General features: G+C 64.0%; 21 protein-coding genes and 3 pseudogenes. 13 read left to right on the top strand and 11 right to left on the bottom strand.

Annotated elements, in window-relative coordinates:
- Positions 1-400: 400 nt before the first annotated feature.
- The gene (locus X756_RS142415; RefSeq protein ID WP_023731048.1) at positions 401-901 is read right to left on the bottom strand and encodes a hypothetical protein; all 501 of its coding nucleotides are present in this window, start codon (positions 899-901) and stop codon (positions 401-403) included.
- A 446-nt stretch (positions 902-1,347) separates the two neighbouring features.
- Entirely contained in the window at positions 1,348-1,620 is a 273-nt protein-coding gene (locus X756_RS142420) for a DUF4242 domain-containing protein (protein ID WP_023685308.1), read from the bottom strand.
- 243 nt (positions 1,621-1,863) lie between these two features.
- On the opposite strand from X756_RS142420, the gene X756_RS142425 reads away from it, so the two are divergent.
- Positions 1,864-4,452 (top strand): LuxR family transcriptional regulator, encoded by a 2,589-nt coding sequence (locus X756_RS142425; protein WP_031239264.1) that lies wholly within the window; start codon positions 1,864-1,866, stop codon positions 4,450-4,452.
- A 219-nt stretch (positions 4,453-4,671) separates the two neighbouring features.
- Here the strand turns inward: X756_RS142425 and secA are convergent.
- Positions 4,672-7,237, bottom strand: a pseudogene (secA, locus tag X756_RS01000000165910) (preprotein translocase subunit SecA).
- A gap of 244 nt (positions 7,238-7,481) precedes the next feature.
- Between secA and X756_RS142430 the strand changes: the two are divergent.
- Positions 7,482-8,402, top strand: coding sequence for a peptidylprolyl isomerase (locus X756_RS142430; protein WP_023686683.1), 921 nt, complete (start codon positions 7,482-7,484; stop codon positions 8,400-8,402).
- A 46-nt stretch (positions 8,403-8,448) separates the two neighbouring features.
- Here the strand turns inward: X756_RS142430 and X756_RS142435 are convergent, their stop codons facing one another.
- Complete coding sequence (locus tag X756_RS142435; protein ID WP_023694003.1) at positions 8,449-9,036, bottom strand: TetR/AcrR family transcriptional regulator; 588 nt, start codon at positions 9,034-9,036, stop codon at positions 8,449-8,451.
- Positions 9,037-9,166: 130 nt separating this feature from the next.
- On the bottom strand, positions 9,167-10,396 hold the full coding sequence (locus tag X756_RS142440) for a caspase domain-containing protein (RefSeq protein ID WP_023731046.1): 1,230 nt from the start codon (positions 10,394-10,396) through the stop codon (positions 9,167-9,169).
- Positions 10,397-10,564: 168 nt separating this feature from the next.
- On the opposite strand from X756_RS142440, the gene argJ reads away from it, so the two are divergent.
- The 5 genes from argJ (at position 10,565) to X756_RS142465 (ending at position 13,713) form a co-directional block, all read left to right on the top strand.
- Positions 10,565-11,806, top strand: a complete 1,242-nt coding sequence (argJ, locus tag X756_RS142445) for a bifunctional glutamate N-acetyltransferase/amino-acid acetyltransferase ArgJ (protein ID WP_023672988.1) — start codon at positions 10,565-10,567, stop codon at positions 11,804-11,806.
- Between the two features lie 29 nt (positions 11,807-11,835).
- Positions 11,836-12,585 (top strand): GNAT family N-acetyltransferase, encoded by a 750-nt coding sequence (locus X756_RS142450; RefSeq protein WP_023713717.1) that lies wholly within the window; start codon positions 11,836-11,838, stop codon positions 12,583-12,585.
- The gene (gene mutT, locus X756_RS142455; protein WP_023685791.1) at positions 12,582-12,998 is read left to right on the top strand and encodes an 8-oxo-dGTP diphosphatase MutT; all 417 of its coding nucleotides are present in this window, start codon (positions 12,582-12,584) and stop codon (positions 12,996-12,998) included. Before X756_RS142450 ends, mutT begins: the two co-directional genes overlap by 4 nt.
- A 97-nt stretch (positions 12,999-13,095) precedes the next feature.
- The gene (locus tag X756_RS142460; protein WP_023694000.1) at positions 13,096-13,404 is read left to right on the top strand and encodes a hypothetical protein; all 309 of its coding nucleotides are present in this window, start codon (positions 13,096-13,098) and stop codon (positions 13,402-13,404) included.
- 126 nt (positions 13,405-13,530) lie between these two features.
- Entirely contained in the window at positions 13,531-13,713 is a 183-nt protein-coding gene (locus X756_RS142465; RefSeq protein WP_023731045.1) for a Flp family type IVb pilin, read from the top strand.
- Between the two features lie 12 nt (positions 13,714-13,725).
- On the opposite strand, the pseudogene X756_RS01000000165905 reads toward X756_RS142465, so the two are convergent.
- Positions 13,726-14,605: pseudogene (locus X756_RS01000000165905) on the bottom strand (methyltransferase domain-containing protein).
- Positions 14,606-14,704: 99 nt separating this feature from the next.
- Between X756_RS01000000165905 and X756_RS142470 the strand changes: the two are divergent.
- The 4 genes from X756_RS142470 (at position 14,705) to X756_RS142485 (ending at position 17,142) form a co-directional block, all read left to right on the top strand.
- Positions 14,705-15,463: a ComF family protein gene (locus X756_RS142470; RefSeq protein ID WP_245259891.1), complete on the top strand. Its 759-nt coding sequence runs from the start codon at positions 14,705-14,707 to the stop codon at positions 15,461-15,463.
- Positions 15,464-15,485: 22 nt separating this feature from the next.
- Entirely contained in the window at positions 15,486-15,767 is a 282-nt protein-coding gene (gene grxC / locus X756_RS142475) for a glutaredoxin 3 (RefSeq protein ID WP_023731043.1), read from the top strand.
- Between the two features lie 86 nt (positions 15,768-15,853).
- Positions 15,854-16,720, top strand: a complete 867-nt coding sequence (locus tag X756_RS142480) for a carbon-nitrogen hydrolase family protein (protein WP_023731042.1) — start codon at positions 15,854-15,856, stop codon at positions 16,718-16,720.
- Entirely contained in the window at positions 16,717-17,142 is a 426-nt protein-coding gene (locus tag X756_RS142485) for a DUF1178 family protein (protein WP_023672980.1), read from the top strand. The genes X756_RS142480 and X756_RS142485 overlap by 4 nt, the downstream gene beginning before the upstream one ends.
- 4 nt (positions 17,143-17,146) lie before the next feature.
- Here the strand turns inward: X756_RS142485 and X756_RS142490 are convergent, their stop codons facing one another.
- Complete coding sequence (locus X756_RS142490; RefSeq protein ID WP_023672979.1) at positions 17,147-17,632, bottom strand: MarR family transcriptional regulator; 486 nt, start codon at positions 17,630-17,632, stop codon at positions 17,147-17,149.
- Between the two features lie 101 nt (positions 17,633-17,733).
- Here X756_RS142490 and X756_RS142495 point away from each other — a divergent pair, with 101 nt between their 5' ends.
- Complete coding sequence (locus X756_RS142495) at positions 17,734-18,624, top strand: DMT family transporter (protein WP_023731041.1); 891 nt, start codon at positions 17,734-17,736, stop codon at positions 18,622-18,624.
- Positions 18,625-18,709: 85 nt separating this feature from the next.
- Here the strand turns inward: X756_RS142495 and X756_RS142500 are convergent, their stop codons facing one another.
- The 4 genes from X756_RS142500 to X756_RS142515 form a co-directional block, all read right to left on the bottom strand.
- Complete coding sequence (locus tag X756_RS142500) at positions 18,710-19,042, bottom strand: MmcQ/YjbR family DNA-binding protein (protein ID WP_023731040.1); 333 nt, start codon at positions 19,040-19,042, stop codon at positions 18,710-18,712.
- 24 nt (positions 19,043-19,066) lie between these two features.
- A complete protein-coding gene (ubiG, locus tag X756_RS142505; protein WP_023672976.1) occupies positions 19,067-19,816 on the bottom strand; it encodes a bifunctional 2-polyprenyl-6-hydroxyphenol methylase/3-demethylubiquinol 3-O-methyltransferase UbiG in 750 nt (249 codons plus the stop codon).
- Between the two features lie 85 nt (positions 19,817-19,901).
- Positions 19,902-20,201: a hypothetical protein gene (locus X756_RS142510; RefSeq protein WP_050588469.1), complete on the bottom strand. Its 300-nt coding sequence runs from the start codon at positions 20,199-20,201 to the stop codon at positions 19,902-19,904.
- A complete protein-coding gene (locus X756_RS142515; protein ID WP_023731038.1) occupies positions 20,198-22,039 on the bottom strand; it encodes a CHASE3 domain-containing protein in 1,842 nt (613 codons plus the stop codon). Before X756_RS142515 ends, X756_RS142510 begins: the two co-directional genes overlap by 4 nt.
- A gap of 245 nt (positions 22,040-22,284) precedes the next feature.
- On the opposite strand from X756_RS142515, the pseudogene X756_RS01000000165900 reads away from it, so the two are divergent.
- Positions 22,285-23,606: pseudogene (locus tag X756_RS01000000165900) on the top strand (aspartate kinase).
- The last annotated feature ends 7 nt before the right edge of the window (positions 23,607-23,613 follow it).

Here is a 23,613-nt window from a genome sequence, read left to right as displayed (position 1 = left end):
TTTGTAGAAGCCTCGCAACGGAGGCTGGATTTGCTAGCAGCCGTTTAAGGCGGCGTAGAAACGGATACGCCAGCCTTGGGCCGGAGTGGCGTCGTTAAGCAAACAGCAGAGAATCACCCAGCAAAATGAAAAACCCGCCTCAGCGGCGGGTTGTCGGCGCAAATCAACACCATAGTCGTAACCATAGCATAGTTGCGGTCACAACGCCACAAGGAAGATGGAAACGCGTTCCGCTGGCGGTCGGCTCGGACATCTCGGGCTTGGCCACATCGGAGGCAAAACAAAAGGGCGAGCGAACGCCGGGGAAGACTGGGGAGCCGGTCGGCGTTTCGCTCGCCCCTCCCCCGCCAAGGGGGATGGCCAGGCACCGGGCGTGTCCGGTGCCGGAGGTGTCGGGGCGTTACATCCCCTTCATCGCGTCGCAGGACACGTTCGGGTTCATGTCGGCGAAGGCGCCGGTCGGGTTCTGTTTCCAAGCCCAGACATGCAGTTCGTAGAACGGGCCGAGGCCGTAGCGGTTGGGGGCGCTGTTGAAGTTGAACAGCTGGCCTTCGAGCGAGGCCGGGCCTTTCGAGGTGATGTATTCGACCGCTATCAGCTTCAGGCTGCCGTCGGCCGTCGGCTCGTACATCACCGCTTCGGGCTTGGCGACATCGACGGCATCGTCCTTGAGATAGGCGCCGTTCACATAGTGGATGCCCATGGCGCCGCCGGTGATGCCGCTGGCGCAAGGGATTGGCGCGTAGCCTTCGGCGGTGGCGGCTGCCACATTTTCGAAGCGGCTGTTGGCGGCGCGCACCTTTTCGGCCAGCGGATTGGCGTCGTGTGCCTGCGCCGCACCGGCCGCGATCGAGATGGCGGCGAAGGCCGCGAAGCGTGTCTTCCAAAGAATTATGGTCATGGTCTTCCGTTCGTTTGTTGACGCTTGAGGCGACGGCGGCCGATGCCGAAACGCCGGTGGCGTGGTTTAAGAATTGGGGACAGTTTTGTCCCTGCCGGCTGTGCGATGGATATGCCGCTTCGGTTGCCGAGCTTTGACCTCCGCGCTAAAAAATTCAGCAAAATCAATGATCCCAAAAGTAATATTGCCAATATTCCTGCGGGGCTTCCCGCTCCGAGAGCCCGATGTCGCGCCTCAGATAGTCGCCTTCCGGGGGCAGGCGCCGCCTTTCAGACAGATACGCAGGCAGCTTCGACGCGAACCGCCATAGACGGCCGAGCACGGAGGTTGGCCGGCCGGTCTTTCCCAGGACAGGTCCGATTCCGCCGAGCGGCAGGCCATCAGGCAGTTCGCCATGGCCGCGAAGGACAGTTTGATGCTCATCATCGTGGCGACCGGACGCAGGATCAGAGGTAAAAGTAAGGGTCAAGAACCCGCACCTCCGTGATCTTGTCGACCGGCAGCGAGTTTTTCTGAGCCGTGCTGCGGATCGCTTCGGGCGTCGGCGCGTCGTAGATGCAGAAGCTGTGCTTCTTGTCGGGCGTGACGAAGGACTGGATCCAGGTGACGCCCTTTTCGGCATTGCGCATGACGACGCCGCCCACCGCAGTGGCGCCGATGTCGGTCATCGGAATGTTGAGGCCGTCCGGAAATGTGCGTTCAATCAGATAGCGAGGCATGGAAGGCTTCCTTTCCATTGGTTCACGCTCGATCGGAGCGCGGCTGGACGTTGACCACGCCGGCCCAGCCCGCGCATCGGAACGATTCCCCATATTGGACGGGACGATTCCCTATATTGGCGTCGTTCTTTGTGGAAAGAGGCACGGCAATGTGTGCAAAGTCACATTGCGGCGCTTTCTTCACGGGCTAATCGTGAGCGGCCCGCCATGGTGGGAAAACTCCGATCCTGTGAGACGATGACAATGATGCTTCTGGAACGGCAGACGCAGCTGCAGCAACTGGAGACACTGCTTGGCGATGCAATAGGCGGCCATGGCCGAGTCGCGGTGCTGGCGGGGGAGGCCGGCGCTGGCAAGACGGCGATTGTCGAGGCGTTCGCGGCCCGTGTCGGGCAGAGCGCGGCAATGTTGCGCAGCGCTTGCGAGGATCTGTCGATCCCCGATCCGCTGGGGCCGCTTTACGATCTGGCCCGTGAGGCGCAATGGGCGCTGCCGCGCGCAATCGACGCCCGGCATGGGCAGAGACTGCCGCTGTTTTCCGATGCGCTCGACGCCTTTGCGGCCAAGGGACCGAGCCTGCTGGTGATCGAAGACCTGCACTGGGCCGACGATGCGACGCTCGATTTCGTGCGCTTCCTCGGCCGGCGTATCGCCAACACCCACATCCTGCTGTTGCTCACGGCGCGCACCGACCGCAGCGAGGGACAGATGCGGGTGCGCCGCGCCCTGGGCGAAATCCCGGCCGGCAGCGTGGCGCGCATCGACGTGCCGCTGCTCAGCGAGGCGGCCGTGCTGTCGCTCGCCGATGCGGCCGGACGCGATGGCGACGCCATCTACCGGGCGACCGCCGGCAATGCCTTCTTCGTCACCGAATTGCTGTCGGCCGAAAACGAAATGGCACTGCCGGCAAGCGTGCGCGACGCGGTGCTGGCGCGGGCCGAGCGGCTGTCGGTTGGCGCCCGGGCCATGCTCGACGCGGTGTCGGTGTTTCCGCGCCGCGCCGACGCCTGGGCCTTGCAAGGCCTGTGCGGCGTCGCCAGCGCCGGCCAGTTGGCCGAGTGTGTCGCCAACGGCCTGCTTGACGATCTGGGCGACGGCTACGCCTTCCGGCACGACATCGCGCGGCGCGCCATCGAGATGATGCTGACGACCTCGCACAGGCGGCAATTCAACCAGCGCGCTTTGGCTGCGCTGCTCGAAAATGGCGACGTCTCCACAGGCCGCCTGGTGCATCATGCGGTCGAGGCGCACAATCTGGCGGCGGTGCGCGAACTTGCGCCAATCGCCGCGCGCGAGGCGTCGCGCGTCGGCGCCCATCGCGATGCCGCCGGCTATTACGAGATCGCCTTGCAGCAGGCCGACAGCCTGCCGGTGATCGAGCGCGCCGCGCTCTACGAAAGTCATGCCTTCGAGTGCCATCTCATCGGCAAGATCGATGAAGCGCTCGCAGCGCAGGGACAGGCGCGCCGGTTGCATCAGGCCCACGGCAACAGGCTGAAGGAGGGCGACAGCCTGAGATGGCTCTCCCGGCTGAGCGAAATGGGCGATGACCGCGAGGCGGCGGCCGCCTTCGGCGCCGAGGCTGTGGCGATGCTGGAAGCGGCTCCCGCCGGTCCGGAACTCGCCATGGCCTATTCGAACCTTTCGCATCTGGCGATGCTTTCGGAGAGGGTGGAAGACACGCTGTTCTATGGCGAGAAGGCAGCGGCGCTGGCTGCGCGCATGAACCGTCCCGACATCGCCTCGCATGCCCTCAACAATGTCGGCTGCGTCGAGCAGTGGCTCAATCCGGCCGCCGGACGCCTGCGCCTCGACCAAAGCCTTGAAATTGCGCTCCAAGGCAATTTCCAGGAACATGCCGCGCGCGCCTTCACCAACCGCGCCTGTTTCGAGATCACCCAGATGAGCTACGACGCGGCGCGGCCGGTGCTTGAGAGCGGCATCCACTATTGCACCGAAAACGACCTCGGCACCTGGCGCGACTATCTCAGGGGCATGCTGGCCGATGTGCAACTGCGCCAGGGCCAATGGGATGAGGCCGCCGCGACGGCAAGCGATGTCATCGACAATGAGCGGACAACCACCGTGGGCCGGTTTCCGGCGCTGCTGGCACTGGCGAAACTGCGCCTGAGGCGCGGCGATCCCTCGGCCGAGCCGCTGTTCGCCGAAATGGCGCGTCTGGCCGGAAGCGGCGGCGACCTGCAGATGCTGAGCTCTTACGCGGCGCTGATGGCGGAGCAGGCATGGCTGGGCCTGGCCGACAGGCAAGAGGCGCTGGCGCTGATCACCCGCGCCGAAACGCCGGTGCGCTCGCGTGCCCATGTCGGGGAGCTGGCGCTGTGGCGAACATTGCTCTCTCCCGATATGCCGGCCGGCGACACCGCCGACATGGCGACACCATACCGGCTGCTTCTAACCGGCGACTGGCGTTCGGCTTCGGCACTCTGGGCCGAATTGAATGCGCCATACGAGCGCGGACTGGCGCTCATCCTCGGCGACGACGAGGGGCAGCGGCTGGCATTGGATATTTTTGACGGCCTGGGGGCAAGGCCGGCAGCCCAGCGCCTGCGCGACATCATGCGCAAGAACGGCGTTGGCGGCATCGCCCGCGGCCCGCGCCGCTCGACGCGCGCCAACCTCGCCGGCCTCACCTTGCGCCAGATGCAGGTGCTGCAGCTGATCGAACGCGGCCTCTCCAACAAGCGGATCGCCGAGCAATTGACGATTTCGCCAAAGACGGTCGATCACCATGTCTCGGCGGTGCTGGGCAAGCTGGATGCGGTGTCGCGCGGCGAGGCGACAGCGACCGCGCGCGATTCGGGGTTGTTGTGAGGTTTTGACGAGGGTTGGACCGAGAGGTCGCGATCCTTCGCACCCCCCTCTGTCCTGCCGGACATCTCCCCCTCAAGGGGGGAGATTGGCTGTCACTGTGGCTTTCGCCAATTGTCGAAATTGAAAGAAGTTACGGCGCCGAAGCTGCTGATCTCCCCCCTTGAGGGGGAGGCCGGCAGGCCAGAGGGGGGTGCTGTCCCGCCGACCTAGCCTTCGAAATCAGGCAAACGCGCCGTGGCAGTGCTTGTATTTCTTGCCGGAGCCGCAGGGGCAGGCTTCGTTGCGGCCGATCTTGCCCCAGGTCGCCTGGTTGTTCGGATCGCGGTCTTCTGGAGCGACGATGGCGTTGCTCTCCTGGCGGACCAGAAGTGCGGTCTCGCCACCCTCGAAATCGTCCTCGCCCGTGGTGCCGTCAATGTGGCTGCCGAACATTTCAGGCGCTTCGGGCGGCGGCGCTTCGGCGGCCTGGCGGACCAGTTCGACGCGCATCAATTGCGCGGTGACGGCCTGGCGCAGATTGCCGAGCAGCGCCTGGAACAGCTCGAACGCCTCGCTCTTGTATTCCTGCAGCGGATCGCGCTGGGCGTAGCCGCGGAAGCCGACGACCGAACGCAGATGGTCGAGGTTGACGATGTGCTCNCGGCAGGTCGAGATTGAGGAATTCGGCGACCTCGGCCTTGAGGCCGGCGACGTTCCACTGCTCGGCATAGGCGTTTTCGGGGATGTTCTTGGTGACGATCTCCTCGATGACGCCTTCGCGCATCTCGGCGATCGTCTCGGACAGGCCTTCGCCGTCCATCAATTCGATGCGCTGCTCGAACACCACCTTGCGCTGGTCGTTCGAGACGTCGTCGTATTTCAACAGGTTCTTGCGGATGTCGAAGTTGCGCGCTTCGACCTTCTTCTGCGCCTTTTCCAGCGCCTTGTTGATCCACGGATGGATGATGGCCTCGTCTTCCTTGAGGCCAAGCTTCTGCAGCATGCCGTCCATGCGCTCGGAGCCGAAGATGCGCATCAGATCGTCCTGCAGCGACAGGAAGAATTTCGAACGGCCGGGGTCGCCCTGGCGGCCGGAGCGGCCGCGGAGCTGGTTGTCGATGCGGCGCGATTCATGGCGCTCGGTGGCGAGCACGTAGAGGCCGCCGGCGGCCAGCGCCTTTTCCTTCAGGCGCTCGACATCGGCAATGATTTCCTTTTCGCGCGCCTCTCGCTCGGGACCAGCAGGCATGTCGCCCAGTTCGTCCTCGATGCGCATCTCGGCGTTGCCGCCGAGCTTGATGTCGGTGCCGCGTCCCGCCATGTTGGTGGCGATGGTGATGGCGCCGGGTTTGCCGGCCTGGGCGACGATGGCGGCCTCGCGCTCGTGGTGGCGGGCGTTCAACACCTCGAAATCCTTGAACCCTTCCTTGCGCAGGCGCTCGGCCAGCTGCTCGGATTTTTCAATGGAGGTGGTGCCGACCAGCGTCGGCTGGCCCTTGGCGCGCGCTTCCTTGATCTCCTTGACGATCGCCTTGTACTTCTCCTCGACCGTCCGGTAGACCTCGTCGTCCTCGTCCTTGCGGATGACCGGCAGATTGGTCGGGATCTCGGTGACTTCGAGGCCGTAAATGTTGCCGAACTCCTCGGCCTCGGTCAGCGCCGTGCCGGTCATGCCGGAAAGCTTCTTGTAGAGGCGGAAGTAGTTCTGGAAGGTGACGGAGGCCAGCGTCTGGTTTTCCGGCTGGATCGCCACATGCTCCTTGGCTTCGAGCGCCTGGTGCAGGCCTTCCGAATAGCGGCGGCCCGGCATCATGCGGCCGGTGAATTCGTCGATGATGACGATCTCGTCGTTGCGGACGATGTAGTCCTTGTCCTTCTGGAACAGCCGGTGCGCCTTCAGCGCGTTGTTGACGTGGTGGACGATGGCGACGTTCTCGACGTCATAGAGCGACTCGCCCTTGAGCAGGCCGGCCGCGCGCAGCAGGTTTTCCAGCTTCTCGGTGCCTTCCTCGGTGAAGATCGAGGTCTTCTGCTTCTCGTCGATCTCGTAGTCGGCCGGGCCGAGCTGCAGCATGAAGGCATCGATGGTGTTGTACATTTCTGAACGGTCCTCGAGCGGACCGGAAATGATCAGCGGCGTGCGCGCCTCGTCGACCAGGATGGAATCGACTTCGTCGACGATCGCGTAATTGTGGCCGCGCTGCACCATCTGCGCGCGCTCATACTTCATGTTGTCGCGCAAATAGTCGAAGCCGAGCTCGTTGTTGGTGGCATAGGTAACGTCGGACGCGTAGGCGACGCGGCGTTCCTCGTCGGACAGGCCATGGACGATGACGCCAACCGAGAGGCCGAGGAATTTGTAGACGCGGCCCATCCATTCGGAGTCGCGGGTGGCAAGGTAGTCGTTGACGGTGACGACATGGACGCCCTTGCCGGCAAGCGCGTTGAGATAAACGGGCAGGGTGGCGACCAGGGTCTTGCCCTCGCCGGTACGCATTTCGGCGATGCCGCCATTGTGCAGCACCATGCCGCCGATCAGCTGCACGTCGAACGGGCGCATGCCGAGCACGCGGCGGGATGCCTCGCGGACGGTGGCGAAGGCCGGCACCAGCAGGTCATCGAGCGTAGCGCCGTTGGCGATATCCTGGCGGAATTTTTCCGTGCGGGCCTGAAGCTCGGCGTCGGACAGCGCCCGCATCTCGTTTTCCATGGCGTTGATCGCCTCGACACGCGGCCGGGTCGATTTTACGCGACGATCGTTGGAGGAACCGAAAACCTTACGGGCGAGACCGCCGAGACTGACCATCCGATGGTCCTTTCGATAGAATTCTCAATTTTGAGATGAGCGCCGGCCGGCCCCATCAATTCCGCGTGAAACGCGGACAAACACAAAAAGCGCCCGGAAAACGGTTCTGGACGCAAAGTCGTTGGACAGATAAGAGGGGGCTCAACTGATGTCAACGCCGCGTTAGCCCTATGGGCAGCGCCAAATTCCGCCACAATCCGGCTGATCTGCAAGCCCTACCAATCCCCCCTTGGAGTTAATCTTGATGTCCTTACTGTTTCGCCGTGCGTCGCTCGCCAGCCTTGGCTTGGCTTTCGGCCTGTCGGCCCTGTCGCTGTCTCCGCTGATGGCCCAGGAAGCCGCTCCCGCCCCGGCCGATGCCGCAGCAGCGCCGGCGGCAGCCCCCGTCGATCCGAACGCCGTCATCGCTACCGTCAATGGCCAGAAGCTGACCGAGGCGGACCTTGGGCTTGCCGAGGGCGAGCTGTCGCAGCAGTTCTCGCAGTTGCCACCCGAGCAGCGCCGCGCCGCCGCCCTTTCGGCGGCCATCGAAATCCGCGTCATGGCCGCCCAGGCGGTCGCTACCGGGCTCGACAAGGATCCCGAATTCCAGCGCCGCATGGCGTTCCTGCAGCAGCGCGCGCTGCATGGCGAGATGGTCGAGAAGGGCGTCGTCGACAAGGTTACCGATGCCGAGGTGCGCGCCCGCTACGACCAGGAAATCGCCAGCACGCCGCCGGTCAATGAGATTCATGCCCGTCACATCCTCGTGAAGACGAAGGAAGAGGCCGAGGCGATCATCAAGCAGCTCGATGGCGGCGCAGACTTCCAGAAGCTCGCCAACGAGCATACCAGCGATCCCTCGGGCAAGACCAATGGCGGTGATCTCGGCTGGTTCGGCCCGGGGCAGATGGTGCCGGAATTCGACAAGGCGGCAGTTGCGCTCGAAATCGGCAAATACACCAAGGAGCCGGTGCAAACGCAATTCGGCTGGCATGTCATCAAGCTCGAGGACAAGCGCACCAAACAGCCGCCGGCCTTCGACGACGTCAAGGACCAGGCCAAGCAGGCGGTGATCCGCGACAAGTATTTCGCACTGGTCAAGCAGCTGCGCGGCGCCGCCAAGGTCGAAATCCCCGACGCCAATCTGAAGAAGGCCGTCGACACGATGGAAGCCGGCAAGTAAGGCCGGCACCGAAAAAACATGCAAAGGGCGCCGTTCGGCGCCCTTTTCAATTGCGGGAGATGCCTGACATCACATAGCGGACAGTGGCACGGATTGTCGCCTCATCTTCGTCCAGCCGGTTGGTCAAAAGGTGTTTCCAGGCATAGGAAGCGATGAGGTCGGCGACCAGCGCTGCGTCGATATCGGCCGCAACCTCGCCGCGCGCCTTGGCGCGCTCGATGATCCGAGCGGTGTGGGACACGCGCCCATCGGCATAGCCAGTCAGGGCCGCGGCCGCCGCTTCGTCGGACTGGGCCTCGGCGATCAGCGAGCGGAATACGCTGCCCGAGGATGTGTCGCGCCAATGCGCGAAGAGGTTCCTCAGAAAACCGACGAGGTCGTCTTCGAGACTGCCGGTATCGGGGACGTCGACACGCTTTTGCCGCTTGTAAACCTCCAGCAGCAGGGCCGCCTTGCTCGGCCACCAGCGATAGATCGTGGGTTTGCCGGCGCGCGCCCGCCGCGCCACGGCCTCTATGGAGAAGCCGGCATAGCCGGCCTCGACCAGCACCGCCTCCGCGGCCTCGAGAATGGCCTCGGCGCTGTCTGGGTTGCGCCGCGCCCCGATCGATCTGCGGGCCGGATCCTCGCCCATGTCTGTCCTCGCCAACAATGTCTGCCCTCGCCAACAATCTCGCCGGCAATATAGGTGAGCTGGCAGACAAACGAAACGGCCCATTTCCAGCGCTTGTAGAAGCAGGTCTCACATTCGCTTCGCGGGGATTTCAGTTCATCGCTTGCGAGGTTTCCGAGGCGATACGCCACTGGCCGTCGCTCTTCACCAGCCCAAGCGTGACTCGTGCCTTGCCGGTCATGCGCGCCGCCGATTTGTCTTTCGACATATAGTCGTAGCTCATCGCGAACACGGCTTCGGCGCGGTTCTCGCCCTGCGGCGTCACCTCGAGGCTGCCGGGCTCGAGACTGAACGACCAGGATGCAAATTGCGCGAACCAGTCCGTCTTGAGCTTGACGACGGCGTCGCTGTCATAGCGCGTGCCGAAGATGGTGGCGGAAGGCGCATAGAGCCGCTTGACGGTCTCGCCGATCGCCGCGGCATCGGGCGCAAGATAGTCGTCGCGCAGGAATTTCTCGATTGCGGTCTTGTCGTCGCCTACAGACCGTTCGAGTGCCGCAACCTTTGTTTCGGGCGCCGGGGGGACGGCGGGCTTCGGCTGTGCGACCGTTTCGCCGCCGGGCACAAACTCAAACCGTTCGAGCAGCGAACCCTGTTCCCATGGGCGCTGTCCCTCGCGGGTTTCGGAGACCACGTCGCGGCGCACCGCGATCATCATGTCGTTGATGCTCTGGCCGGGCTCGGCCATGTGCCGCAGCAGGGCGGCGGCGAACGGCGAATTGCGTCCGGTGCCGTCCATGGCGACAGCGCCTGGCGCCGTCGAGAAGGCGATGAAGGAGCCGCGCGTCGAATCGAACTGCGCCAGACCGGCAAGCGCCGTTGCCGAGCGCGTGGTGGCGGTGCGGCTCAGGCTGCGGGCAAAGGGATTGTTGCGGCAGGCATCGAGAAAGACCAGGCTGACCTTGGTCTGCTGCTCCATGATGTCGAGGACTTCGTCGATCGGCACGGCTTCGAGCTGCAGCTTGACCGGCATGTCGAGCCGGGCGTCGACCGGCACGATGTAGTTGCGCCCTTCCACCTGCAGGCCGTGGCCGGCGTAATAGAAAAGCCCGACGCCCGCACCTTCCAGCGCATCGGAAAATTCGCCGATCTTGCGCTCGAGTTCGCGCTTGCCGAGATCGTTGCCCTCGATGACTTCGAAGCCGATCGAGCGCAGCTTGCCGGCAATATCGAGCGCATCGTTGACCGGATTGGTGAGCGTGCCGGCTTCGGCATAGGTGCCATTGCCGATGACCAGCGCCACGCGCCGTTCCGGCTGCGCATCGGCGCTCAGGAGCAAAAGCCCCATAAACGCCACCGCCAAGATCACCAGCCTGCCCATGGCCAATATCATAACGCCAGAGGCCCCGGTGACGCCAACGGATTTGAAATGCAAGCTTAATCCCTGGTGGCTTGCCGACAGCGGGGCCAAGAAAACGCCCTTGCGCCGGGCCGTGCTATCGGGCAAACCGGCCTTCGCCCAGCGTTTTTCCCTCGCCCGAGGTCTCCAATGTCCGCAACGATTTCGCCGCTCGCGCCGAAGAAATATCCCAAAATGCCTGCCATTGAGGGCGTGCGCATCGCCACCGCAGAGGCCGGGATCAAGTACAAGAACCGTACCGACCTCTTGGCCATGGTCTTCGATGCCGGCACAGCGGTTGCCGGCGTGTTCACGAAGTCGAAATGCCCCTCGGCGCCGGTCGACTTCTGCCGCGAGAACCTTGGCGCCGGCAAGGCGCGGGTGCTGGTCGTCAATTCCGGCAACGCCAACGCCTTCACCGGCAAGAAGGGCCGCGCCTCCACCCAACTGACCGGCGAGGCCGCGGCCAAGGCCGCAGGCTGCACGCCAGGCGAAGTGTTCCTCGCTTCTACCGGGGTAATCGGCGAGCCGCTCGACACCACCAAATTCAGCCATTTGCTCGCCGGACTGGTCAAGGACGGCAAGCCGGATCTGTGGACCGAGGCCGCAAAGGCCATCATGACCACCGACACCTATCCGAAAGTGGCGACAGCGACGGTCAAGCTCGGCGACACCGACGTCATCATCAATGGCATCTCCAAGGGCGCCGGCATGATCGCGCCCGATATGGCGACTATGCTGTCCTTCATCGCCACCGATGCGCCGATCGCCGCCCCCGTGCTGCAGGACTTGTTGTCGCGCGGCACGGCCAAGACCTTCAACGCCGTCACCGTCGACAGCGACACCTCGACCAGCGACACGCTGCTGTTGTTCGCCACCGGAGCCGCTGCCAAGCGCGGCGCGCCCGCCATCAGCGATCCCAAGGATGCGCGTCTCGGCGCGTTCCGCCGGGCGCTGGGCAAGGTGCTCAAATCGCTGGCGCTGCAAGTGGTGCGCGACGGCGAGGGCGCCCGCAAGCAGGTAGAAGTCACCGTTACCGGCGCCAAATCGGCGCGCTCGGCCAAGCGCATCGCGCTGTCCATCGCCAATTCGCCGCTGGTCAAGACGGCGGTTGCCGGCGAGGACGCCAATTGGGGCCGCGTCGTCATGGCCGTCGGCAAGGCCGGCGAGCCGGCCGATCGCGACCGGCTGTCGATCTGGTTCGGCGACAACCGTCTGGCGCATGAGGGCGAACGCGACCCGGGCTACTCCGAGGAAGCGACCTCGGCCTATATGAAGCGCGACGACATTCGCATCCGCGCCGATATCGGTATCGGCCGCGGCAAGGCGACGGTGTGGACCTGCGACCTCACCAAGGAATATGTCGCCATCAATGGCGATTACCGGAGCTGATGGAGTTGGCTTCCAGGCATCCGGCAAGCATGCTCGCCATCGTGCGCCGCTACGAGGCTGCGGGGTTTCGCGCCTGGCCGGCGGCGGCCGTGCATTATGACGGCACCTGGGTGGTGCGGCTGACAGCCGGCCATCCGGCCAAGCGGCTGAACTCGGTCAACCCGCTCGATCCCGGCGACACCCAGCACATTGCCGAGCGCATCGGCCGCGCCAGCCGGCGCTTCGACGCCTATGGCAGGCCGCTGACCTTCCGCATCTCGCCGCTGTCGGGGCCGGACCTGGCCAAGCATCTCGACAATGAGGGCTGGAGCACATTCGACGAATCCCTGGTGATGCGGCTGCCGCTGGCGGACGCGCAACTGGCGCCGGCCATGGACCAGATTCCGCTGAAGGATATCAGCCGCTTTCTCGGCGCGTCGCTCAAGGTCAGCGGCTCGGATGCATCGCTGCGGCCCGGTCTTTCGGAAATCATCGGCGCTATCCAACCCGAAGTCGGGCTGTTTGCGCTGGAGGAAGGGGCCGACCCTCTGGCGGTGCTGATCTGCGTCCATGACGGCGATCTTGCCGGTCTGTTCGAGATCGCCACCGCCAAGTCGGCGCGCAATCAGGGCCATGGCCGCAACCTGATCCTGTCGGCGCTGAAGTGGGCGAGGCTGCGTGGCGCTCGCGAAGCCTGGCTGCAGGTCGAGGCCGGCAATGCGCCGGCGCTGGCGCTCTATCGCTCGCTGGGCTTCGACGAAGTCTATCGCTACCACTATCGCCGGCCGCCGGGCGCATGAGCGAGATCACCGGCAAACGCCTGCTGCTGGTCGCCGCGTGCGCGCTGGTCGATACCGATGGGCGGGTGCTTCTGGCGCAGCGGCCCGAGGGCAAACAGCTTGCCGGCCTGTGGGAATTTCCCGGCGGCAAGGTAGAGCCAGGCGAGACGCCGGAACAATGCCTGATCCGCGAACTGCAGGAAGAAATCGGCATCGAGACTGACATTCCTTGCCTGGCGCCGCTCACCTTCGCCAGCCATTCCTATGATGATTTCCATCTCCTGATGCCCCTGTTCGTCTGCCGCCGCTTCCGCGGCATCGCGCAGCCCAGGGAAGGGCAGGCGTTGAAATGGGTGCGGCCAAAGCAGATGCGCGACTATCCCATGCCGCCGGCCGACGCGCCGCTAATCCAGTTCCTCATCGACCTGTTGTGATACAAAGCCATTTCGCGGTCTGATCTAGCCAGCGTTAATGGAAGATTTATCTCGTCGTGAAAAATTGCGGCAAAGCGGGTTCGCGGGGAGCGATTGCATGAGCCTCGACAGGGAATGGGACTCGATCCGGCCAGATCGCAGCTTTCGCGCCGCCGGCGTCGGCTTATTGCGCGTCACGCTGTTGTTCGGCTCGGCCGCAGTGGCGCTGGCGCTGATCGCGGTCCCCGTGCTGGACAACCAGACGCGATCATCCAGCCGCGATGCTCTTGCAGGCGGTCTCGACCCGATGAGCACGGGTTCGATCGGCTCGCGGGCCACCTATACGCTGCGCAGAAGCGTGCTGCAGCCCTCACCGAGCTCAGTCTGCATCATCCGCGCCGACGGCCAACGCAGCGGCGACTGCTGACCAACAAGGTCGACACCAGCTTGAGAACTTCCTCAACGCAGGCCATTTCACAGCCTGTTAAGCTTGTGCCGTTAACCTTTCTTAACAGGTCGGCGATATAGTCGGGGATGAGAGGGATCGACGATCATGAAGCCATTGCTGCGCCGATTTTTGCACGACGAAACAGGCGCCACGGCCATTGAATATGGCCTGATCGTTGCGGTGCTGTCGCTTGCCATCGTCGGGGGTGTCGGCAAGGCCAGCAATGCGATCCAGTTTCTGTTCAGCGACAACAACAGCAGGCTCGCAAACGCCTTCGCCGAGCACTGATCCGGAGCGCCGTCACCGCCCGCCGGGGTTTTCCAGTATCGTCTTCAGCGAGACCTTCGCCGAACCCGGTTTCAAGGGCTTTTGCTGCGAGGCATCGGGCGCCCAGCCCGACATCCAGACGATGGAAAAGCTTGCCCTGATGCGGCCATCAGCGTCCGAAAAGCGTTCGGCATAGATTTCGGCGGCACGGGTAAAAAGCTTTCGCGCTCCCGGTCGCCGGCTGCGATCAGTCAGCGCGCTGGTTTCGCCCATCGCCCTGAGATCGGCAATGAGGTCGAAGAGGGTATCGTAGCGGACGGTCACCGTTTCGACGTCGGCCACCGGCAGCGCCAGTCCGGCGCGCTGCAGCAGTGCGCCGGCGTCGCGAACATCGGTGAAGGGGATGACACGCGGGCTGGCGCCGCCATAGAGTTCGGNGTTCGGTCTCGGCGGCGAGCAGGCTTTCGCGCAATTCGGAAAGCGTGCCGGCGCCGGCAAAGGCGCCGAGGAAAAGCCCGTCGGGCCGCAGAGCGCGGCGGATCTGCACCAGCATGCCGGGAATGTCGTTCATCGCCTGCAACGACAGAAGTGAAACGACGAGGTCGAGGCTTTCCGGCTGGAACGGCACTGTTTCCAGCGGTGCTATCAGCCCTGGCCGGCCGTCCAGAAACGCTGGATCTGCCTCGACGCGCACGATCTCCGCTGCCTTGCCGCTTGCAGCGACCACGTCCGTTGCGTCCGGCGTCTGGCAAAACAGCACCGCGGCCTTGCCGAATTTCCGCTCGACCGCGCCGAGCCGGTCGGCAAGGTCTTCCGCCGCCCGCCGCATCAGAAAATCCGCGCCGGCTACGGGGTGGGCCAGCGCCCTGCGCTTGCGCACCAGCCAAAGTTCAGTATCGATGATCGGCTGCAACGGTAGACATCCCTGTTTGTCCGTCTAGTGATATCCTGGCGCGGACGACAAAACCACGTGGCCGATCCGGTGATGGAGATCAAGAGCCTCGCTCAAACCATGTTGAAACTGGCCATGTTGGACTGGCCGGCGCGGATGCTGTTCCCGCCGGTCTGTGCCGGCTGTCGCAGGCACGTCTCGCAACCCGGCGTTTTGTGCGGTGCCTGCTGGCCGAAACTCAGGCTGCTGGAGCGGCCATGGTGCGCGGTGATGGGCACGCCATTCACGCACGATATGGGCGAGGGATTCCTGTCGGCCGAGGCGATCGCCGATCCGCCGCCGTTCGAGCGGGCGCGGGCGGCCGTGGCCTATTCAGGTGTCGCCCGCCAGATGGTGCAAGGGCTGAAATACCAGGATCGCACCGATCTGGCGCCGTGGATGGCGCGCTGGATGCTGCGCGCCGGCGCTGAGGTAATTGCAGACGCCGATGTCGTCGTACCGGTGCCGCTGCACTGGCGGCGCTTCTTTCGGCGGCAGTTCAACCAGTCGGCGGAGTTGGCAAGGGCGGTTGCGCAGCTTAGCGGGCTGCCTTTCTCGCCCTCGGCGGTCCGGCGCGTCAAGCTCACGCGCCAGCAGGTCGGGCTGGAGCGGCAGGAGCGCGAGGACAATGTGCGCGCCGCCTTCCGTGTGCCTGCGGAAGCCGAAATCGAGATCACTGGGCGCCGCGTGCTTCTGGTCGACGATGTCTACACCACCGGCGCTACCGTTCGCTCGGTCGCCAAGGCGCTGAAGAAGGGCGGCGCCGGAGCGGTCGATGTGCTGACCTTTGCGCGTGTCCTGCCGGGGGACTTTCGGGCCGACGAGTCCGCGACTATATAAGGTCGAAGAAAGGCACGGACCGATGCTCGATGTGACGATTTACACCCGTATGATGTGCGGCTATTGCGCAGCGGCCAAGCGGTTGCTCGACCGCAAGGGCGTCGCCTACACCGAGCATGACGCTTCGTTTTCGCCGGAATTGCGCCAGGAAATGATTTCGCGGGCGCGTGGCCGCTCGACCTTTCCGCAGATTTTCATCGGCGACACGCATGTCGGCGGCTCCGACGACCTCCACGAATTGGAGGCGCGGGGCCAACTGGACAGGCTGCTTGCCAACGGCTCGACGACAAAGAGCGGTTCGTAGGGCCGCTCTATATCTTTGTTTTTATGCGATTTCGGACGGAAAACCGGTACACACTTTTCCTGGAATTGCTCAAAGAGGACGTGACGATGGGTGTTTTCAAGGCGGCGGCGATCCAGATGCGTTCGGGCGAGAGCCCCGAGCGCAACGCGGTAGATCTCGAACGGCTGGTTCGCGAGGCGGCAGGCCTCGGTGCAACCTACATCCAGACCCCGGAAATGACCGGAGCGCTGATTCGCGACAAGGAAGCCAGGGCTGCTTCCTTCACCTCGGAAGACAAGGACATCGTCGTGGCGACCGCGCGCAAGCTCGCCAGCGAACTCGGCGTCTTCTTGCATATTGGCTCTACCGCCATCCTGCGCGACGACGGCAAGCTCGCCAACCGGGCGCTGCTGTTTGGGCCGGATGGCGCGACGCTCGCCACCTATGACAAGATCCACATGTTCGACGTCGATCTCGACAATGGCGAGAGCTGGCGAGAATCCGCCGCCTATGAGCCGGGCACCGAGGCCGTCGTCACCGAGATCGACGGCGCCAGGCTCGGCTTTGCCGTCTGCTACGATCTACGCTTTCCACAGCTGTTCCGCGCCGAGGCGATGGCCGGCGCCGACCTCTTGTCGGTGCCTGCCGCCTTCACCCGCCAGACCGGCGAGGCGCACTGGCATGTGCTGCTGCGAGCCCGTGCCATCGAGAACGGCGCCTATGTGGTTGCTGCAGCACAAGGTGGCCTGCATGAGGATGGCCGCGAAACCTATGGCCATTCGCTGATCGTCGACCCATGGGGTCGAATTCTCGCCGAGGCGGACCATGACGATCCGGAGGTGATCATCGCCGAGATCGACACGGCGCAGTCGTCGGCCGCGCGTAAGAAAATCCCCAATCTCAAGAACGCGCGTGATTTTGCCGTCAATGCCGGCGCAGTGGAAGCGCCGCGGCTCAGGGGCGCGGCTTCGTGATCCGCTTTGCCCTGATCTGCGAGCACGAGCACGAATTCGAGGGCTGGTTTCGCAGCAATGACGATTTCGACACGCAGAAGAAGCGCGGCTTCGTCGATTGCCCGAGCTGCGGCTCGCACAAGGTGCAAAAGGCGCTGATGGCGCCAGCCGTCTCCACCGCGCGGAAGCAGGAAACAATTGCGCTGGCCATGGGCGAAACCCAGAAGCAGGCTTTGGCGCAACTGAAGGCGATGGCCGAGAAGGTGCGCGAGAATGCCGATTATGTCGGCGACAAGTTTGCCGAAGAAGCGCGCAAGATCCATTTCGGCGAGAGCGATGCGCGCGGCATCTATGGCGAGGCGACGTTGGACGAAGCCAAGAGCTTGGCCGAGGATGGCATCGATTTCATGCCGATCCCGAGTTTTCCCGAGGAGCGCAATTGAGCGATCAGCTGGCGCTATCGATCAATTTGCCAAGCAACTGAGCCAGTGCCCCCCGCTCCGTGCCGGTGAGCCCGGCGAGGATTTCATGCTCGTTGGCGACGTGGGCGGTCAGGGCTTCGTCGATCAAGGCCAGACCTTTTTCGGTCAGTTGCACGACAATGCCACGCCGGTCGTTGGGGTGCGGGCCGCGCAGGATCAGTCCGGCCTTCTCAAGCCGGTCGAGCCGGTTGGTCATGGCCCCAGAGGTCACCATCGTCGCCTCGTATAGAGCGGTCGGTGTCAGCGCGTAGGGCTGGCCGGAGCGGCGCAGCGTCGCCAGCACATCGAATTCGCCGGCCTGCAGTCCGAAACGGGCAAACAGCGGGGCGAGGCGCTCGCGGGCGATTAGCGACGAGGCTTCGTTCAGCCGCCCAAGCACCAGCATTGGCGACACCTCCAGGTCCGGCCGTTCCCGCTTCCATTGCTCCACCGCCTTTGCCGCGCGATCCATCTGTCTCACCGCTAAGTATCTTGACGTTAAGAATCTTTGTGGTATGCTACCTCAAGATACAGTTTCGACCCAGTGCCGCAAGTGAGTGACGGGACCATCCGATGAAATTTCTCTGGGAATCGGCGCTTGGCCTGCTGGTCGTCACCGGCGGCCTGCTCGGCCTGACCCTGCCGTTCGGCAAGCTGGCGACGGCTGCCGGCGTTCCGGCCATGGTCTGGGCCTTCGTCATCTCGTTCGGCGCCGGGGGCGTGCTGCTGTGCGCGTTGCTCGCGAACGGCGAGCGCATGCGGCTCACCTCGCACAGACTGCGCTATTTCTTCATCACCGCCGCCGTGTCCTACGCCGTGCCCAATCTGCTGATGTTTTCGGCTATCCCGCATCTCGGCGCCGGCTATACCGGCATCATGTTCACGCTGTCGCCGGTCATCACACTGGTGTTTTCGATCCTGCTCGGCGTTCGACGGCCAAATACGCTCGGCAGTATCGGTATCGCCGTCGGCTTCATCGGCGCCGTCATGGTGGCGGTGACGCGCGGCGAGGCCGGCCAGCCGGCCGATGTCTACTGGGTGCTGGCCGGACTTTTGATCCCGGTCAGCCTTGCCGCCGGCAATATCTATCGCACCGTCGACTGGCCCGAAGGCACCGGTCCGATCGAACTGGCCGTCGGCAGCCACCTGGCCTCGGCGACGCTGCTGCTGATCGGCATTCTCACGCTGTTCGGGGTCGGCGCCTTCGCCCCGCTTGGCGCCGTGCCGCTGGTCGTCGTGGCGCAGGTCGCCTCGGCCTCGGCGATGTTTGCCTTCTTCTTCCGGCTGCAGGCCGTGGGCGGTCCGGTCTATCTCAGCCAGATCGGCTATGTGGCGGCGGCCGTCGGCCTGTTTGCCGGAACCATCTTCCTCGGCGAGCACTACCAGTTGCTGACCTGGGCCGGCGCGGTGATCATCACCATCGGCGTGATCATCACCACCAAGGCGCAGAGCCAGAAGGCATAGGTTCTTTGTTTACGCAATTCCCTAGGCAAAGCGCTATGCGCTTTCCCGGGAAACCGCTTCACACTTTTCCTCGAACTGCTCAAGCTTAAATTTGGCTCGCGTCGAGGCGCTTCCGTAGCGCCGGCGGGGCGACGTTTCGCCAGGCCGTCCGAACGGCGCTGCGGAATGTCTGTTCGTCGCAGGCTTCGAGCATGATCGACGTCCATCCCTTTTGGCCCCAGCCGCCTGTCACGGGCCTGAAAACCGATGGCTCAGCCGCGGCCATCATCTCTTGCTGGTCCCGGTCGAGCTTGACGACAGCACGGTCGGCTTCGGGCAGCGAGACGAAGATACGGTTGCGGACGCGGAAGTCAGCCTTGCCGAAATGCGATTGCTCGACCGTTTCGGGAAGATCGAGCACCAGCTCTCGGGCCCTCATAGTGTCCACGGCCGCCCCTTTCGTTCAGACCGATCGTTTTTCCGCCAGCACCATATAGTTGACGTCCATGTCCTTGGAGCGTGCCCAGCGGTCGGCGAGAGGATTGTAGGTCACGCCGGTGCGGTCGATGATGGTCATGGCGGCGCTGCCGAGCGCCTTTTCAAGCTCTTCGGGCCGCACCAGCTTGCCGAACTGGTGGGTGCCGCGCGGCAGCCAGCGCAGCACATATTCGGCGCCGATGATGGCCAGGCCCAGTGCCTTCAGCGTGCGGTTGATCGTGGCGACGAACATGATGCCGCCGGGCTTGACCATCTCGCCGCACTTGCCGATGAACAGGTCGACATCGGCAACATGCTCGACGACTTCCATGTTGAGGACGACGTCGAATTTCTCGCCGGAATCGGCCAAATCCTCAGCGGTCGTAGCGCGATAATCCACCGTCACGCCGCCTTCGGCCGCGTGCAGCTTCGCCACCTCGATGTTGGTTGCCGAGGCGTCGGCGCCGACCACTTCGGCTCCAAGCCTTGCCATCGGCTCGCACAATAACCCACCACCGCAGCCGATATCGAGGAAACGCAGGCCTTCGAACGGCCGCGCCGCCCGCGGATCGCGGCCGAAGCGCGCCGCCACCTGGTCCCGGATATAGGCCAGCCGGACCGGGTTGAATTTGTGCAGCGGACGGAATTTGCCGTTCGGGTTCCACCATTCGGCGGCAAGCGCGGAAAAGCGTTCCACTTCTCCGGCATCGATTGTCGATCGTCGGGCCTCTGGCATGGGGCGGGTCTCCTCGGACGCTAGGAAGTCGGGTGCCGGGGCAAGAAAGTCAAGGCCGGTTTTATGCGACTGCTGGCAAGTCGACCTAGGGCCTCGAGATCACAATCGCCGCATGTCCCATCTCAACACTCGCGGGATCGATGGCCCGCATCGCTTCGCAATCGCCGATCTCGGCGATGATGCGGCCGGCGGCGGCGAGAGCCTGCTCGCGACTTCGCCAGCGCACGACATCGACCCAGCTGCCATCGTCCCGCCGCGCCAGGCAGCGGTTTACGAAACCAGGTTGCCGCGCCAGCCAGTCGGCGACCAGGTTGTTGGCGGCGGCAAAGCCCGCTTCCGCTCCAGGCTTGAGGCGAAAGGTGACGATTTCCAGGGCCTCGGTCATTTTGCGTCCAGCACGTCGCGCAATTTCGCCGCCAGCTGCTCGATGGTGAAGGGCTTGGCCAGGAAATGCACGTCATGGTCGAGCACGCCATTGTGGACGACGGCGTTCCTGGTGAAGCCGGTGGTGAAGATCACCTTCAGCTTCGGCATGCGCGCCAGCGCCTCCTCGGCGAGCTTGCGGCCATTCATCACCGGCATGACGATATCGGTGAACATGAGCGCCACACCAGGGTTGTCGCCCAGCTTTTCCAGCGCTTCCTGGCCGCTTGTGGCATGAATGACGGTGTAGCCGAGTTCGCGCATGGCATCCGTGGTGGAAGCCCGCACGCGTGGATCGTCCTCCACGACAAGGATGGTTTCGGTGACCGGCACGGCAGGATTTCCGGCTCGTTCCGAAGATATGGCGGCCTCTTCCGGGCCGAAGAAGCGCGGCAGGTAGATCCTGATCGTGGTGCCTTGGCCGGGTTCCGAGTAGATCTTGACGTGTCCGCCGGACTGTTTGACGAAGCCGAACACTTGGCTCAGCCCGAGGCCGGTGCCCTTGTCGACTGGCTTGGTGGTGAAAAATGGCTCGAAAGCCCGCTCCATGACGTCCGCCGGCATGCCGGCGCCGGTGTCGCTGACCGCGATCATTACATACTGGCCGGCTTTGACCTCGGCATGGGTGGCGGCGTAGCCCTCGTCGAGGTGGCTGTTGGCGGTCTCGATGGTCATCTTGCCGTCCTCGCCCATGGCGTCGCGCGCATTGACCGCCAGGTTGAGAATGGCATTTTCGAGCTGGCTCGGATCGGCATGGGTCTTCCACAGGCCGCCAGCCAGCACGGTTTCGATGCGGATGGTTTCGCCGAGCGCCCGCCGAAGCAGGTCCGACATGCCGGCGACCAGACGATTGGCGTCTACAACCTGAGGCGCGAGCGGCTGCTGGCGCGAGAAGGCAAGCAGCCGTGACGTCAAGTTTGCGGCCCGGGTCGCCGCATCGGTCGCCGCTTCGATGAATTTCATGATGTCGTGCTCGCCCCGCGTCAGCTTGCGCTGGGCGAGGTTCATGGCGCTGATGATCACCGCCAGCATGTTGTTGAAATCGTGGGCGATACCGCCGGTCAGCTGGCCCACAGCCTCCATCTTCTGCATCTGGCGGATCTGCGATTCGGCCTTTTCACGCGTCTGGATTTCGTTGCCGAGCTCGATGTTCTTGCGCATCAGCTCTTCCTGGGCGATGGCCACTGCGCGGAACCGGCGGCGCGAAAGGCGAACCGTGTAGGCGCCAAGCAGGAAGATCGCCAGCAGCGCCGCTATCGAGCCGATTCGCAGCCAGTTTTCGACCCGGTCGGTATGAGCGTCGCGCGCGGCGATGGCTGCGCCGCCAATGCGCCGGATCGTGTCCATGCTGGCCCGGATCTGGTCCATGGCGGCCTTGCCCTGGCCGCTGCGGACCAGTTCCAGAGCTTTTGCCGCATCGCCGCGATCGTAGAGTGCAATCGTCTCAGCCAATTCGGCCTGGTTTTGTGAAAGCGCGTCCTTGACGTGGTTGATCTGCTGCACGAGTTCGTCGTCCGGCGCGGTCATGCCGTCGATGCGGGCAAGCTGGCCCGGAATGGCGTCGACCGCCTGCCGATAAGGCTGGAGGTAGGATTTCTCGCCGGTCAGGAGATAGCCGCGCTGGCTGGTCTCGGCCTCCTGAGCCATCGCAAGCAAACCGGAAAGCAATTCCTGATACTCGACCGCCTCGCGCGCGGCCTCACGATTGGCTCTCTGGGTCTCGACCAGTACGGCGCGTGTGCCGACGATCAACGCCAGCACGGCGAAGCCGATGAACAGCGGCAGCGATTGCCACCGCATGGCGCGTCGAAGGCGAACAATCATTCGATATGCCGGACCAAAAGGAGTTTCCCGCGGGCAGCATTTGGTAAGCGGCGGCGGGGCCGAACGCAATATGCCGCGATCCTGAAGCCGGCATCCGCCGCCAGCCTTGCGAAACCGTGATCATTTGGCTAAGGAGGCGCGCATTCAGCGGCCGGCTTCTGTCGACCGCTTACTTCCCCTTTCGGTCCTGGGCCGGCTTCAGTCAAAGGCATTTCGCTTCCATGGCGCGCATCGTGATGAAATTCGGCGGAACCTCCGTCGCCGACATCGCCCGCATCCGCAATGTGGCGCGTCACGTCAAACGCGAGGTCGATGCCGGCCATGAGGTCGCTGTCGTGGTTTCGGCGATGGCGGGCAAGACCAATGAACTGGTTGGCTGGACGCGCGAAGCCTCGCCCATGCACGACGCGCGCGAGTATGACGCCGTTGTCGCCTCGGGCGAGCAGGTGACTGCCGGCCTGCTGGCGATCACACTGCAGAATATGGGCGTCCATGCCCGCTCCTGGCAGNGCAGGTGACTGCCGGCCTGCTGGCGATCACACTGCAGAATATGGGCGTCCATGCCCGCTCCTGGCAGGGCTGGCAGATCCCGATCAAGACCGACAACGCGCATGGCGCGGCGCGCATCCTCGAAATTGACGGCGCGTTCCTGATCAAGCGCTTCGGCGAGGGCCAGGTGGCTGTCGTCGCCGGCTTCCAGGGCATCGGCCCGGACAACCGCATCGCCACGCTCGGCCGCGGCGGCTCCGACACAAGCGCGGTGGCCATTGCCGCGGCGGTCAAGGCCGACCGCTGCGACATCTACACCGATGTCGACGGCGTCTACACCACCGATCCGCGCATCGAGCCGAAGGCGCGGCGGCTCAACAAGATTTCGTTCGAGGAAATGCTCGAAATGGCCTCGCTCGGCGCCAAGGTCTTGCAGGTGCGCTCGGTCGAGCTTGCCATGGTGCACAGGGTGCGTACGTTCGTGCGGTCGTCCTTCGACGATCCCGATGCGCCCGGAATGGGGGATTTGCTCAATCCTCCGGGAACGCTCATTTGCGACGAGGAAGAGATCGTGGAACAGCAGGTCGTCACCGGAATTGCCTACGCCAAGGACGAAGCGCAGATTTCTCTGCGCCGCGTCGGCGACCGCCCGGGCGTTGCCGCCGGCATTTTCGGCCCGCTGGCCGAGGCCAACATCAATGTCGACATGATCGTCCAGAACATCTCCGAGGACGGCAAGTTCACCGACATGACCTTCACCGTGCCGTCCGGCGACGTGGACAAGGCGTTGGCCGTGCTGGAGCGTCTGAAGGCTTCGATCGGCTATGACGTGGTGCAGTCGGAAGCCGGCATGTCGAAGGTTTCGGTCATCGGCATCGGCATGCGCAGCCATGCCGGTGTGGCCGCCACCGCTTTCAAGGCGCTGGCCGACAAGGCGATCAACATCCGCGCCATCACTACCTCCGAGATCAAGATTTCGATACTGATTGACGGTCCCTACACGGAACTCGCGGTTCGTACTTTGCATTCCGTGTACGGTCTGGATAAGCAGTAGCGAGAGC

Source organism: Mesorhizobium sp. LNJC405B00, assembly GCF_000502615.1.
In the GTDB taxonomy this organism is placed as follows: domain Bacteria; phylum Pseudomonadota; class Alphaproteobacteria; order Rhizobiales; family Rhizobiaceae; genus Mesorhizobium.
The sequence above is the reverse complement of the archived record's forward strand: the minus strand, read 5'-3'. Positions and strand labels throughout refer to the sequence as shown.

Bases quoted from the DNA above. Each gene is read 5' to 3' on its own strand.
- X756_RS142465 (WP_023731045.1), top strand. From the start codon at position 13,531: ATGAAGCCATTGCTGCGCCGATTTTTGCACGACGAAACAGGCGCCACG.
- X756_RS142415 (WP_023731048.1), bottom strand. From the start codon at position 901: ATGACCATAATTCTTTGGAAGACACGCTTCGCGGCCTTCGCCGCCATC.
- X756_RS142500 (WP_023731040.1), bottom strand. From the start codon at position 19,042: ATGAGGGCCCGAGAGCTGGTGCTCGATCTTCCCGAAACGGTCGAGCAA.
- X756_RS142490 (WP_023672979.1), bottom strand. From the start codon at position 17,632: ATGGATCGCGCGGCAAAGGCGGTGGAGCAATGGAAGCGGGAACGGCCG.
- argJ (WP_023672988.1), top strand. From the start codon at position 10,565: ATGTCCGCAACGATTTCGCCGCTCGCGCCGAAGAAATATCCCAAAATG.
- X756_RS142470 (WP_245259891.1), top strand. From the start codon at position 14,705: ATGTTGAAACTGGCCATGTTGGACTGGCCGGCGCGGATGCTGTTCCCG.
- X756_RS142435 (WP_023694003.1), bottom strand. From the start codon at position 9,036: ATGGGCGAGGATCCGGCCCGCAGATCGATCGGGGCGCGGCGCAACCCA.
- X756_RS142450 (WP_023713717.1), top strand. From the start codon at position 11,836: ATGCTCGCCATCGTGCGCCGCTACGAGGCTGCGGGGTTTCGCGCCTGG.
- grxC (WP_023731043.1), top strand. From the start codon at position 15,486: ATGCTCGATGTGACGATTTACACCCGTATGATGTGCGGCTATTGCGCA.
- X756_RS142430 (WP_023686683.1), top strand. From the start codon at position 7,482: ATGTCCTTACTGTTTCGCCGTGCGTCGCTCGCCAGCCTTGGCTTGGCT.
- X756_RS142495 (WP_023731041.1), top strand. From the start codon at position 17,734: ATGAAATTTCTCTGGGAATCGGCGCTTGGCCTGCTGGTCGTCACCGGC.
- X756_RS142515 (WP_023731038.1), bottom strand. From the start codon at position 22,039: ATGCGGTGGCAATCGCTGCCGCTGTTCATCGGCTTCGCCGTGCTGGCG.
- X756_RS142420 (WP_023685308.1), bottom strand. From the start codon at position 1,620: ATGCCTCGCTATCTGATTGAACGCACATTTCCGGACGGCCTCAACATT.
- X756_RS142510 (WP_050588469.1), bottom strand. From the start codon at position 20,201: ATGACCGAGGCCCTGGAAATCGTCACCTTTCGCCTCAAGCCTGGAGCG.
- X756_RS142425 (WP_031239264.1), top strand. From the start codon at position 1,864: ATGATGCTTCTGGAACGGCAGACGCAGCTGCAGCAACTGGAGACACTG.
- X756_RS142460 (WP_023694000.1), top strand. From the start codon at position 13,096: ATGAGCCTCGACAGGGAATGGGACTCGATCCGGCCAGATCGCAGCTTT.
- X756_RS142480 (WP_023731042.1), top strand. From the start codon at position 15,854: ATGGGTGTTTTCAAGGCGGCGGCGATCCAGATGCGTTCGGGCGAGAGC.
- X756_RS142440 (WP_023731046.1), bottom strand. From the start codon at position 10,396: ATGGGCAGGCTGGTGATCTTGGCGGTGGCGTTTATGGGGCTTTTGCTC.
- mutT (WP_023685791.1), top strand. From the start codon at position 12,582: ATGAGCGAGATCACCGGCAAACGCCTGCTGCTGGTCGCCGCGTGCGCG.
- ubiG (WP_023672976.1), bottom strand. From the start codon at position 19,816: ATGCCAGAGGCCCGACGATCGACAATCGATGCCGGAGAAGTGGAACGC.